General features: G+C 64.9%; 13 protein-coding genes. 8 read left to right on the forward strand and 5 right to left on the reverse strand.

Annotated elements, in window-relative coordinates; translation table 11 throughout:
• Window positions 1-70: 70 nt before the first annotated feature.
• Together AC1DO7_RS35215 and lexA are read right to left on the reverse strand one after the other, a co-directional pair.
• A complete protein-coding gene (locus tag AC1DO7_RS35215) occupies window positions 71-241 on the reverse strand; it encodes a hypothetical protein (protein WP_441613328.1) in 171 nt (56 codons plus the stop codon).
• Between the two features lie 117 nt (window positions 242-358).
• A complete protein-coding gene (gene lexA / locus AC1DO7_RS35220; RefSeq protein ID WP_441613330.1) occupies window positions 359-1,015 on the reverse strand; it encodes a transcriptional repressor LexA in 657 nt (218 codons plus the stop codon).
• A 230-nt stretch (window positions 1,016-1,245) separates the two neighbouring features.
• Here lexA and AC1DO7_RS35225 point away from each other — a divergent pair, with 230 nt between their 5' ends.
• From AC1DO7_RS35225 to AC1DO7_RS35260, 8 genes are all read left to right on the forward strand, one after another.
• Window positions 1,246-2,244: an asparaginase gene (locus tag AC1DO7_RS35225; protein WP_441613331.1), complete on the forward strand. Its 999-nt coding sequence runs from the start codon at window positions 1,246-1,248 to the stop codon at window positions 2,242-2,244.
• Window positions 2,245-2,345: 101 nt separating this feature from the next.
• Window positions 2,346-2,720, forward strand: a complete 375-nt coding sequence (gene rpsF / locus AC1DO7_RS35230; protein WP_441613332.1) for a 30S ribosomal protein S6 — start codon at window positions 2,346-2,348, stop codon at window positions 2,718-2,720.
• Window positions 2,721-2,815: 95 nt separating this feature from the next.
• On the forward strand, window positions 2,816-3,115 hold the full coding sequence (gene priB / locus AC1DO7_RS35235) for a primosomal replication protein N (RefSeq protein WP_441613333.1): 300 nt from the start codon (window positions 2,816-2,818) through the stop codon (window positions 3,113-3,115).
• A 3-nt stretch (window positions 3,116-3,118) separates the two neighbouring features.
• Window positions 3,119-3,397, forward strand: a complete 279-nt coding sequence (gene rpsR / locus AC1DO7_RS35240; RefSeq protein ID WP_006163606.1) for a 30S ribosomal protein S18 — start codon at window positions 3,119-3,121, stop codon at window positions 3,395-3,397.
• A gap of 31 nt (window positions 3,398-3,428) precedes the next feature.
• A complete protein-coding gene (gene rplI / locus AC1DO7_RS35245; protein WP_441613334.1) occupies window positions 3,429-3,881 on the forward strand; it encodes a 50S ribosomal protein L9 in 453 nt (150 codons plus the stop codon).
• Between the two features lie 219 nt (window positions 3,882-4,100).
• Complete coding sequence (locus AC1DO7_RS35250) at window positions 4,101-5,492, forward strand: replicative DNA helicase (protein ID WP_477117173.1); 1,392 nt, start codon at window positions 4,101-4,103, stop codon at window positions 5,490-5,492.
• 223 nt (window positions 5,493-5,715) lie between these two features.
• The gene (locus AC1DO7_RS35255) at window positions 5,716-6,342 is read left to right on the forward strand and encodes a DUF47 domain-containing protein (protein WP_477117174.1); all 627 of its coding nucleotides are present in this window, start codon (window positions 5,716-5,718) and stop codon (window positions 6,340-6,342) included.
• A 13-nt stretch (window positions 6,343-6,355) separates the two neighbouring features.
• Window positions 6,356-7,366 carry an inorganic phosphate transporter gene (locus AC1DO7_RS35260; protein ID WP_441613338.1) on the forward strand — a complete coding sequence of 337 codons (1,011 nt, stop codon included), beginning with the start codon at window positions 6,356-6,358 and terminating at the stop codon, window positions 7,364-7,366.
• A gap of 88 nt (window positions 7,367-7,454) precedes the next feature.
• Here the strand turns inward: AC1DO7_RS35260 and AC1DO7_RS35265 are convergent, their stop codons facing one another.
• The 3 genes from AC1DO7_RS35265 to AC1DO7_RS35275 form a co-directional block, all read right to left on the reverse strand.
• Window positions 7,455-8,144 carry a C40 family peptidase gene (locus AC1DO7_RS35265; protein ID WP_477117175.1) on the reverse strand — a complete coding sequence of 230 codons (690 nt, stop codon included), beginning with the start codon at window positions 8,142-8,144 and terminating at the stop codon, window positions 7,455-7,457.
• 88 nt (window positions 8,145-8,232) lie between these two features.
• Window positions 8,233-8,676 (reverse strand): hypothetical protein, encoded by a 444-nt coding sequence (locus AC1DO7_RS35270; RefSeq protein WP_441613340.1) that lies wholly within the window; start codon window positions 8,674-8,676, stop codon window positions 8,233-8,235.
• Window positions 8,677-8,850: 174 nt separating this feature from the next.
• Window positions 8,851-10,572: a PhoH family protein gene (locus AC1DO7_RS35275; RefSeq protein WP_477117176.1), complete on the reverse strand. Its 1,722-nt coding sequence runs from the start codon at window positions 10,570-10,572 to the stop codon at window positions 8,851-8,853.
• Between the last annotated feature and the right edge of the window lie 189 nt (window positions 10,573-10,761).

A 10,761-nucleotide genomic window follows, 5' to 3' on the forward strand; every position in this document is an offset into this window, starting at 1 on the left:
GGCTAGTACTTCGCTCAAATTTTTTCGTGATGCCAGGGCGCCGTTGAATCGAGGGATACGCAACGCGATTTCACGCGGAGAGCTTGGGGAGATCTTCCAGTTCGAGCATGCGGCAGATGGCTGCCATGCTGCCGACCATGGTGCGGCGTTGCGCGCCCTGATAGATACGCACGCCCTTGGACTGGCGGAACGGGACGGGCTTGACGGGGCGGCGGGCGGAGAAGCGGTTGGCTGGCAGCATGGCTACACCTGGTAATTTGCAACAACAGTTGGCGGCACCCGCGGCGCGGGTGGCGTTGGCACAAACGGGTGCAGCTTGATGCGGGGCAGGCCCGCTCCAGCCGCACTTGTTGAATCGTCAGAAGGCGCCGGTACGAATCAGGCCGACGGCAATGCCTTCGAGCGAGAACTCTTCGCGGCCGGGCTCAACGATGATGCTGGCGAAGTCGGGGTTCTCTGCGATCAGTTCGATGGTGTCGCCCCGTCGGTTGAGGCGTTTGACAGTGACGTCGTCGCCGAGGCGGGCTACGACGATCTTGCCGTTGGCGGCTTCGCTGGCGCGTTTGACGGCGAGTAGGTCGCCGTCGAGGATGCCGGCGTCGCGCATGCTCAGGCCGCGGACGCGAAGGAGGTAGTCGGGCTGGACTTCGAATACCGAGGCATCGACCTGATACTGGCGGTCGATATGCTCGGCCGCAAGGATTGGGCTACCTGCGGCGACACGCCCGACCAGCGGCAGCGTCAGTTGCATCACGCCGGCCATGGGGAGGGAGAACTGGTCGGGCAGTTCCGAGTCGCTGCGCCATACCTTGAGGCGAATGCCGCGCGACGCGCCAGGCGTGAGTTCGATCACGCCTTTTCGTGCCAGGGCGCGCAGATGTTCTTCTGCGGCGTTGGGCGAGGAGAAGCCGAACTTGGCGGCGATCTCGGCACGGGTGGGCGGGAAGCCGGTGTGCTGGAGGGTGCTGCGAATCAGGTCGAAAATCTGCTGCTGTCGCGGTGTCAGGGTCGCCATGGTCGCCGTATGTGAAAGCACTGTATGTTTAAACAGTATGCTGTGATTTTATACAGTATCGAGTGAAGTGCAAGCGGAATTTTGGGAGGCTGCTCATCGACAGGCGCTTTGTCGCACGCCAGGCGGGTTGTGCTGGTCGCAAGTGTGGGGCGGTAAGCGAGTTACAATCCGCGGCACGCAAATCGCTGATTTCGTGTCTTTTGAATCCGGATTCCAACACGTCCCCCGCCATGTCCCTATTGCGTCGCGTCGTCGTGCTCGCCACCGGCGGCACCATCGCAGGTTCCTCCTCCAATCCGGCCAGTAGCGCCAAATACCAGGCGGCCACGGTGCCGGTGGCGTCCTTGCTTGGCGCGGTGCCGGCGCTCGGCAGTGTGGCCCGCATCGAGGCCGAGCAGGTCGCCCAGGTAGATAGCAAGGACATGTCGTTCGCGCTCTGGTCGAGGCTGGTCGAGCGCATCCGCTTCTGGTCCGCGCAACCCGACGTTGCCGGCATTGTCGTGACGCACGGCACCGACACGCTCGAAGAGACGGCGATGGTGTTGCACCTCGCTTGTCCCGTCGGGCTGCCCATCGTGCTGACCGCGGCCATGCGGCCTTCGACCTCGTTGTCGGCCGACGGGCCGCTGAACCTGCTCGACGCCGTGCGTGTGGCCAGCCACGCGCAGGCGGTGGGGAAGGGCGTGCTGCTGGTCATCAACCAGGAGATCCACGCCGCGCGCGACGTTGTGAAGGCGCACACGTCGGCAGTGAACGCCTTCGCTTCGCCAGCGGGCGGGCCGGTCGGTTATGTGCAGGATGACTTCGTGGGCTTCACGCGCGCCCCGGCGCGGTTGCCGGCCGCGGCCATGCCGATGCCGCAGGCCTGGCCCAAGGTGGAGATTCTCGCCAGCTATGCGGAGCCGGGCCGGGTGGTCGTCGACGCGCTGGTCGGGGCGGGCGTGAACGGTCTTGTCGTGGCGGCCGCGGGCAACGGCTCGATCCACCAGTCGCTGGCCGAGGCATTGGCCGAGGCGGCCGCGGCCGGCGTGGCGGTCGTGCGCAGTTCGCGCACCGGTGCGGGTCATGTGGCGATTCCGGTGGCGCCGCGGCCGGCGTCCGGTGTTTTCGTTGCGGCCGGCAACCTGAATCCTTATAAGGCACGCGTGCTCCTGCTGTTTGCCCTGGCGGGGACTCCCGCGCTGGCGTCCGATCCGGTCGCGCTGCAGGCGCTGTTCGCGGGGAGTTGAAGCGACTTGCCGAGTAAGGCGAAAGCGCGCTATACTTTAAGGCTATCCAACCTTGCCGCACCGGACATGGCGCCCGGGTGGCTTATCCAAAAGGAGCGTCAATGCGTCATTACGAAATCGTATTTATCGTCCATCCGGACCAGAGTGAACAAGTTCCGGCCATGATCGAGCGTTACAAGACGCTGGTCACGTCGCAGGAAGGCCAGATCCACCGCGTGGAAGACTGGGGCCGCCGTCAGATGGCCTACATGATCCAGAAGCTGGCCAAGGCTCACTACGTTTGCCTGAACATCGAATGCGGCAAGGAAACCCTGGCTGAACTCGAACACGCGTTCAAGTTCAACGACGCGGTGCTGCGCCACCTCATCGTTCAGACCAAGAAGGCCGAAACCGCACCGTCCCCGATGATGAAGGAAGTGCAGCGCGAAGAAGCCCGCAAGGCCGCGCAACAGACCAGCGAAGCCCCGGCCGCGTAAGTGCGGACCGTTGCGGTTGCCGCAGACGCTGAGTACGTGAGGCGTCGCGGCGGCGCGGGCGGGCATGGGTACAGGCATCGGGAAGGGAGGCAGCGTTGAACCAGTTAAGGCTCTGCGCAACCCTCGCCGAACGCGATGCCTTGCGCTACACCCCGGCAGGCGTCCCCGTCGTCAACTGCATCTTGCAGTACGCGGGCCAGACCGTCGAGGCGCAAACGCCCAGGCAGGTGGAATTTGCCATCGCCGCCATGGGAATCGGCCAGGTTGGGCAACGGCTCGAGCGTACCCCGCTCGGCGCGATGCTCGACTGCGAAGGATTCCTCGCTCGCAAGCACCGCAACAGCAAGGCTCTCGTCTTTCACATCACTGGATGTAAAGCATTCGAAAAGGATTGAATCATGGCATTCGTCAAACGTGACAACAAGAACAAGAAGCGCTTCCAACAGCAGAACCCGCTGTTCAAGCGCAAGCGCTTCTGCCGCTTCACCGTGGCTGGCGTGGAACAGATCGACTACAAGGATCTGGACACCCTGAAGGATTTCATCGGCGACAACGGCAAGATCACGCCGGCCCGCCTGACCGGTACCAAGGCTCACTATCAGCGTCAGCTCGATACGGCCATCAAGCGCGCGCGTTTCCTCGCGCTGATGCCCTACACCGACCTGCACAAGAACTGATCGGCCCTAGGTCCGTCAAGGAGAAAACACGATGCAAATCATTCTGCTGGAAAAAGTCATCAACCTGGGCAACCTGGGTGACATCGTTCGCGTGAAGGACGGCTACGCCCGTAACTTCCTGATCCCGAACAAGAAGGCCCGCCGTGCGACCCAGACCGCCATCAGCGAGTTCGAAGTCAAGCGCGCCGAGCTGGAAAAGGCCGCCGCCGAGAAGCTGGCCGCTGCGCAAGCCGAAGGCGAAAAGCTGAACGGCCTGACCGTGCAGATCACCCAGAAGTCGGGTGTGGACGGCCGCCTGTTCGGTTCGGTCACCAACGCCGACATCGCCGAAGCCCTGGAAGGCCAAGGCTTCAAGATCGAGAAGGCGCAAGTGCGCCTGCCGAACGGCCCGCTGAAGGTCGTTGGCGATCATCCGGTCAGCGTTTCGCTGCACACGGACGTGCTGGTCGATGTGACCATCGCCGTCCTGGGCGAGCACGTCTAAGACCGGATTCGATGCCACCGCGGGCCCCGCTCAGGGGCTGGCGGCGGGCATCGATTGCTGGCAACAACAAAAAAGGCAGGGGCCAAGCGCTCCTGCCTTTTTTGCTTTGGGCTTCATTGCGACAGGCTGGTCGTCCCGCCGTCACTTCATCGCGGACGATGGCTGACAGCCGCGATTTCTCCTGCGACGGGGGCCCGGCCACCGTTATAATCCCTCCCCATGAACGCGCCCGTCGCAGACCCCCAACTAGATAATCTCAAGGTTCCACCACACTCCATCGAGGCCGAGCAATCGGTACTCGGTGGCCTGTTGCTGGACAACGCCGCCTGGGACCGTATCGCCGATTTCCTGTCCGAAGCGGACTTCTATCGCTTCGATCACCGGATGATCTTCCAGAGCATCTCCCGGCTGATCGCTGCTACCAAGCCTGCCGACGTCATCACCGTCTACGAGGTGTTGCAGGGAGCCGGCAAGGCGGAGGAGGTGGGCGGACTGGCCTACCTGAATTCGCTGGCGCAGAACACGCCCAGCGCAGCCAATATCCGCCGCTATGCGGAGATCGTGCGCGAGCGCTCTGTGCTGCGCAAGCTGGTCACCGTGGCCGACGACATCGCCACCGCCGCGTTCGCGCCCAAGGGGCGCGAAGTGCGGGAACTGCTCGATGAGGCCGAATCCAAGGTCTTCGCCATCGCCGAGGAAGGCTCGCGCGGGCAGAAGGGCTTCCAGGAGATCCAGCCGCTGCTGACCCAGGTGGTGGAGCGCATCGACGAGCTGTACCACCGGGATTCCAGCACCGATGTGACCGGCGTACCGACCGGCTTTATCGACCTGGACCGCATGACCAGCGGCATGCAGGCSGGCGACYTGATCATCGTKGCRGGCCKSCCCTCSATGGGYAAGACCGCGTTCTCGCTGAACATCGGCGAGCATGTGGCGGTGGAGCAGGGCCTGCCGGTGGCGGTGTTCTCCATGGAAATGGCGGGCACGCAGCTGGYCATGCGTATGCTCGGCTCGGTGGGCCGGCTGGACCAGCACCGCCTGCGTACCGGCCGCCTGCTCGACGAAGACTGGCCGCGCCTGACGCATGCCATCCAGCGCATGAACGATGCCCAGCTGTTCATCGACGAAACCCCGGCGCTGAGCTCGATGGAGCTGCGCGCCCGGTCACGCCGGCTGGCGCGCCAGTGCGGCCAGCTCGGCCTGATCATCATCGACTACCTGCAGCTGATGTCGGGCTCGGGCGGCGGTGAAAACCGCGCCACCGAGATCTCGGAAATCTCGCGTTCGCTCAAGGGCCTGGCCAAGGAGCTCAACTGCCCCGTGATTGCGCTGTCGCAGTTGAACCGAAGCCTGGAACAGCGCCCCAACAAGCGGCCGGTGATGTCCGACTTGCGCGAATCCGGCGCTATCGAACAGGATGCCGACGTGATCCTGTTCATCTACCGCGACGAGGTCTACAACCCGGACTCGCAGGACAAGGGCACGTCGGAAATCATCATCGGCAAGCAGCGTAACGGCCCGATCGGGACCGTGCGGCTGACATTCCTGGGCCAGTTCACGAAGTTCGACAACTTCAGCGGCGGCCCCGCCTTCTTCGACAACGACAACTGAAGCCCAGGCCCGGCGCGGCTTGCCGGGCAGCCGGCGCCGCCGGGAAGGCGGATCGCCGGCGCCGCACATCAAAGAGGCGCGGCTTCGCCCCACATGCCTGTAAAATATTGCGTTTTGATGACAGCCGCCGCGAGGCGGCTGTCATTCAATGCACGACTGGCTGATCCAGCAACCCACTCAGCAACAACCAGCGGCGCTAACGCGTCGTGACAAGGAACAACCCATGTTCGGCCGATTCATGCCCACGGAGGGCAAGTTCTTCGAATACTTCAACCAGCATGCCGATTGCGCGGTGACCGCCGCCCGCGAGCTGGAAGTGCTGGTCAACGACCTGCCCAATGCCGAGGCACACGCGCGCCGCGTCCAGGCCACCGAAAAGAAGGCCGACCGCATCACGCACGACACCATCGACCTGCTGCACAAGACCTTCATCACGCCGCTGGACCGCGATGAGATCCACAAGCTCATCACCACCATGGACGACATCCTCGACCTGATGGAAGACGTGGCGGAGACCATCTCGCTGTACGACGTGACCAGCCTGACCGACGAAGCGCGCAAGCTGGCCTCGATCTGCGTGCAGTGCTGCGACCAGGTCAAGATCGCGGTCGGGCTGCTCGAAGACATGAGCAATGCCAGCGCCATCCTCAAGACGGCGCAGCAGATCGACCAGCTCGAGTCCGAGGCGGACCGCGTGATGCGCTCGGCCATGTCGARGCTGTTCCGCGACGAGACCGACGTGAAACGGCTGATCAAGCTCAAGGCCATCTACGAGCAACTGGAAACCATCACCGACAAGTGCGAGGACGTCGCCAACATCATCGAAGGCATCGTCCTGGAAAACGCCTGAGGCACGAATCGGCATGCAGACCATACAAATGAGCTTGTGGGTGATCGCCTTGCTGGTGGGCCTCGCCTTGCTGTTCGACTTCATGAACGGCTTCCACGATGCCGCCAACTCGATCGCCACGGTGGTATCGACGGGCGTGCTCAAGCCGCACCACGCCGTGGCCATGGCCGCCATGTGCAATGTGGTGGCCATCTTCATCTTCCACCTCAAGGTGGCGGCCACGGTGGGAACGGGCACCATCGACGTCCATATCGTCGACCACCACGTCATCTTCGGCGCATTGGTCGGCGCCATCGCCTGGAACCTGATCACCTGGTACTACGGCATTCCCTCGTCGTCGTCGCACGCGCTGATCGGCGGGCTGGTGGGCGCCGCGGTGGCCAAGGGCGGCACCAGCGCGCTGGTGGGCGGTGGCCTGGCGAAGACCGTTGCGTTCATCGTGATCTCCCCGCTGCTGGGCTTCGTGCTCGGTTCGCTGATGATGGTGATCGTGGCCTGGACTTTCTTCCGCACGCCGCCRTCCCGCGTGGACCGCTGGTTCCGCCGGCTGCAGCTGATCTCGGCCTCGCTCTATAGCCTGGGCCACGGCGGCAACGATGCGCAGAAAACCATCGGCATCATCTGGATGCTGCTGATCGCCAGCGGCCATGTGGCGCAGGGCGGCGGCGAACCGCCGGTGTGGGTCATCGTCAGTTGCTACGTGGCGATCGGCATGGGCACCATGTTCGGTGGCTGGCGCATCGTGCGCACCATGGGCCAGAAGATCACCAAGCTCAAGCCGGTGGGCGGCTTCTGCGCCGAGACCGGCGGGGCGATCACGCTGTTCATCGCTTCGGCGCTGGGCGTGCCGGTCTCCACCACCCACACCATCACCGGCGCCATCGTCGGCGTAGGTTCGGTGCAGAAGGCTTCGGCCGTGCGCTGGGGCGTGGCCGGCAATATCGTCTGGGCCTGGGTGCTGACCATTCCTGCGTCTGCCTTCATGGCGGCGATTGCATGGTGGATCGGCTTGCACGTGCTCTGAGGCGACATCCCGCTGTCGGCACTGCCCCAAAAAAACCAGGCGTCATGCCTGGTTTTTTGTTGGGCGCGGGATGCCCGGCACGCCGAACCTAGCGATTGGCGAAGGCGGCGATGGGGTCGTCGTCCCSGGCCGGCGGGGCGGCAGGAGCCTCCGGCGTCGGCAATTGCGGCTGAGGCCGCGCGGGCATCGGTGGCGGGACGGCCGCGCTGGCCACGCGCCGGGCGCCGTTGTAGCGCGACGCCCAATAGGATTTGCCCATGTCCTCCAGGCGCACGGTGCCGCCGGTGGACGGCGCGTGCACGAAGCGGTTCTGGCCGACGTAGATGCCGACGTGCGAGTTGGCGCGGCCGGTGGTGTTGAAGAACACCAGGTCGCCCGAGGCTACCTGGCCGCGATCCAGCGCCACGCCGCGCTCGCCCATTGCCTCGGTGGTGCGCGGCAGGCTGACGTTGGCGGCGCGCAGCACCACGTAGCGCACCAGGCCGCTGCAGTCGAAGCCGGAGTCGGGCGTGTTGCCGCCATAGCGGTAGGGCGTGCCGACCAGGGACATGGCCTGGATGGAGACTTCCTCGAGCCCGGCGCTGGGGTCCACCATGGGGGTGCCGCCAGGGCGGGTCTGGCCGGCGTTGCGGGTCGGCGGCGCGGAGGCGCAGGCGGCCAGCACAAGCGCGGCTGCGCACAGCAAGGGCAGGCGGGCCCGGCAGGCAACGCGCGCCGGTAATGATACGGGCCCGGGTTCGGGTGACTTGGCTGTCTGGCCTGTCTGGCGCGTTGGCATTCTTGTTCTGATCGATTGCGGGCCGGGCGCCAAGCACCGCGCAGACARCCGCGCAACAGCCGCGAAAGCAGCCGTCCGGTGGCACCGCTTACCAGCGCAACTGCGCGTTGTACGTGCCGGTGCTCACATTGACCGACTTGGCCTGACCCTTATAAGTCGCTTCGATATTGTAGCTGCCTTGCGGGGCCTTGATCAGGCACTTCGGCCCGGCCGCCGTGAAGCTGGCAACTTCGTGGCCTTCGCGCATCATGCGCACGGCCACGTCGGCCAGGAATTCGCCGCGTTCGCCCTGGGTGAAGAGCACGCCCATATTGAAATTCTTCTGCTGCGCGGCGAGCTGCTGCTGCTCGTCCGCGGCAATGCCGCCGCACACATAGCTGACCGGCCCCATGGTGCGGATCACCATTTCGTCCGCGGCGAGGGCGGAGCCGCATGGCAGGGAAAGTGCCGCAAGGGCAAGGCCGCCGGCCAGGGCAAGCCGCGCCCTGACCTTGTTCCTGGCATGCGCCAGGCGAGGATGCTGGGTATCCATTCAAGTGCCTCCGTCGATCCAGAGCCAAGATGAAAAAGCGCCCGCCAGGCGCCGGCACGCAGGGTGCCGAACTTGGCGGGCGCTCCGGTTACCTTGATGCTAGGCCACGCCGGCAGACAATGCTGCCGGGCGCGGTCCTACACGGGAAGCGGGCTTGCCGGCTTGGTGCAACGCCTACAGGACATCCGCGGCATGGTCCGCCAGGCGCGAGCGCTCGCCGCGCGCCAGCGTGACGTGGCCGCTATGGCTCCATCCCTTGAAGCGGTCGACGACGTAGGTGAGCCCGGACGATCCTTCGGTGAGGTAGGGCGTATCGATCTGCGCGATATTGCCCAGGCAGATGATCTTGGTGCCCGGGCCCGCACGCGTCACCAGCGTCTTCATCTGCTTCGGCGTCAGGTTCTGCGCCTCGTCGATGATGACGAACTTGTTGACGAAGGTACGGCCGCGCATGAAGTTCATGCTCTTGACCTTGATGCGCGAACGGATCAGTTCCTGGGTGGCGGCGCGGCCCCATTCGCCGGCGCTGTCGTCGCTCTTCTGCAGCACCTCGAGGTTATCGTCGAATGCGCCCATCCAGGGCTGCATCTTCTCTTCCTCGGTGCCGGGCAGGAAGCCGATATCCTCGCCGACCGGCACGGTGGCGCGGGTGACGATGATCTCGTTGTAGAGCTTCTGGTCCAGCACCTGCTCCAGGCCCGCCGCCAGCGCCAGCAGGGTCTTGCCGGTGCCGGCCTGGCCCAGCAGCGTGACGAAGTCGATCTCCGGATGCATCAGCAGGTTGAGCGCGAAGTTCTGCTCGCGGTTGCGCGCGGTCACGCTCCACACATTGTTCTTGTGGTGCGTGTAGTCCTTGAGCGTCTGCAGCAGCGCGGTCTTGCCGTTGATCTCCTTGACCTGGGCGTACAGCGGCAGGCTGCCGTCGCTGGGCTCCAGGTAGACGAACTGGTTGACCAGGAACGAGGGCACCAGCGGTCCGGTCAGGCGATAGAACATCGCGCCGGACTTCGGATCCTGCCAGCTCTCCACGCCCTTGCCGTGCTTGGCCCAGAAGTCGTTGGGCAGGATCATCACGCCCGAGTAGAGCAGGTCCTTGTCCTCGAGGACCTGGTCGTTGAAGTAGTCCTCGGCGGGCAGCCCCAGGGCGCGGGCCTTGATGCGCATATTGATGTCTTTCGACACCAGCACGACCTGGCGGTCCGGAAACTGCTGCTGCAGCGCGCTGACCACGCCCAGGATCTGGTTGTCGGCCTTGCCTTGCGGCAGGCCGTCGGGCAGCTTGATCTCGTTGAGCTTGGTCTGCAGGAACAGCTTGCCCTGCGCATCGCGGTTGCCGAGCTTGGCCAGCGGCATGCCGTCGTCGAGCACGCCGTCGGTGCCCCCCACCAGCGCGTCGAGGGTACGGCTGACGGTGCGCGCGTTGCGCGCGACTTCGCTCATGCCCTTCTTGTGGTTGTCCAGCTCCTCGAGCGTCATCATCGGCAGATAGACGTCATGCTCTTCGAAGYGGAACAGCGAGGTCGGGTCGTGCATCAGCACGTTGGTGTCCAGCACGAACAGCTTGGCCGGGCCAGTGTGTTTGGGTGCGCGGCGGCTGGTGGTGCCGGCGGCGGTCTTGGCCGGGGTCTTCGGCACCGAGGCCAGGGTCGGCACGGGCGTCAGCGGCGTCGGCGCGTCCTTGTTGCGCGCTCGCGTGGTGCCGCCGATGCGGGTCTCGACGCCCGAGGCGTCTTGCGCCGTGCTGTTTCCGGTTTCCAGCAAGGCCACGCGCTCCAGCGCCGGCACAGGTTTCTTGGCCTGTGTCGCTGATCTGGCCTTGGGCAGCTTGGTCACCGGGGCGAATTCACTCGGGTCAAGCAATTGAGCAGGCTTGGCGGGCATGGTCGGCAGCGGCATGCTTGGCTTTCCTTTCAGGGGGAGAAGACGGCTGGAAAACGGCGCAGGGCACGAGTGCGGCCGCGCTGGGCCGCGAAGTTGCCGATCGTGTCCTGTGCGTACAAACAAAAAAGCCGCCAGACCTGTGCAGCAGGTTTGACGGCTTTCTTGCGGACCGGAGACACGGCAGGTCCGCTACCGGCCCGGGGC

The sequence above is a fragment of the Cupriavidus sp. 05N40 genome, from assembly GCF_056397305.1.

Excerpts from the sequence above, each read along its gene's own strand:
- rpsF (WP_441613332.1), top strand. The coding sequence starts at position 2,346 with ATGCGTCATTACGAAATCGTATTTATCGTCCATCCGGACCAGAGTGAA.
- rpsR (WP_006163606.1), top strand. The coding sequence starts at position 3,119 with ATGGCATTCGTCAAACGTGACAACAAGAACAAGAAGCGCTTCCAACAG.
- AC1DO7_RS35270 (WP_441613340.1), bottom strand. The coding sequence starts at position 8,676 with ATGGATACCCAGCATCCTCGCCTGGCGCATGCCAGGAACAAGGTCAGG.
- rplI (WP_441613334.1), top strand. The coding sequence starts at position 3,429 with ATGCAAATCATTCTGCTGGAAAAAGTCATCAACCTGGGCAACCTGGGT.
- AC1DO7_RS35225 (WP_441613331.1), top strand. The coding sequence starts at position 1,246 with ATGTCCCTATTGCGTCGCGTCGTCGTGCTCGCCACCGGCGGCACCATC.
- lexA (WP_441613330.1), bottom strand. The coding sequence starts at position 1,015 with ATGGCGACCCTGACACCGCGACAGCAGCAGATTTTCGACCTGATTCGC.
- AC1DO7_RS35215 (WP_441613328.1), bottom strand. The coding sequence starts at position 241 with ATGCTGCCAGCCAACCGCTTCTCCGCCCGCCGCCCCGTCAAGCCCGTC.